Source organism: Frankia sp. AgKG'84/4 (genome assembly GCF_023242965.2).
GTDB lineage: Bacteria > Actinomycetota > Actinomycetes > Frankiales > Frankiaceae > Frankia.
Genome location: NZ_JALKFU020000925.1, coordinates 1 through 756 on the forward strand (window position 1 = coordinate 1; position 756 = coordinate 756).

At 72.2% G+C, this 756-nt stretch carries 2 protein-coding genes; both read right to left on the reverse strand.

The window, feature by feature from the left end; all coding sequences use genetic code 11:
- The coding region (locus tag MXD58_RS26065; protein ID WP_250610389.1) for a hypothetical protein at positions 1-256 on the reverse strand (256 nt) is incomplete at its 3' end.
- Positions 249-756: RICIN domain-containing protein (locus tag MXD58_RS26070; RefSeq protein WP_250610391.1), on the reverse strand; the 508-nt coding region annotated here is incomplete at its 5' end. The genes MXD58_RS26065 and MXD58_RS26070, both read right to left, overlap by 8 nt.

The window sequence follows — 756 nt, forward strand, 5'->3', positions numbered from 1 at the left end:
TGTCCGGGCCGAGCGTCGGGTCGGCGAGCAGCGCGGCGACGGCGCGCACGTCCCGGCGGAAGCGGTGTCCGGCGGTGCTCACCCGGGCGAGGTCGCGCAGCCCCAGCGCGAACTGGCGGCCCAGGCCGCGGATCGTCCGCCGCCAGCCCCACGTCCTGGCGAACCAGTTCGCGAACACCAGTGCCAGGACACCCGCGACGGCGACGGTGAGAACGAGCAGGACGACGCCGCGGTGGGCCCGCAGGATCTCAAGCACGGACCCACCGCTGGTAGGAGCCGTCGTTGCACGGCAGCGTGTAGGCGCTGCCGTCACTGCCGCTGTCGAAGCACCGTTTCGTTCCGACGTTGGTCATACTCACGCTGCTGTAGCCGGCGTCGGCCATCGTCCACCACTGGTTGGGCTTGCTCTGGCAGACCCGGCTGTAGGCCTGACCCTTCGCGTTGCTGTCCAGGCACAGTCCGGTCGACTGGTTCTTCAACATCACCTGGCCGTAGCCGAAGACCGCCCATCGCTCGCTGAGCCGACCGTCGCAGGTGCTGGCGAAGATGGTGCTGTCCGCGCCGCTGTCGAGGCAGAAGCCGGTGGCGAGGTTGGTGAGGATCGCCACCCCCGACTGCGGCTTCCCGGTCGCCGCGGGCGGCGCGGCTGCTTCGGCGGGTGCCTGCGCGGGTGCCTGCGGCGTCGGCGTCACGGCGACGACGGGCACGGTCGTCGACGTCGGGGCGGCGTCCGGCGGGCGGGCGACCGGGGCGTTC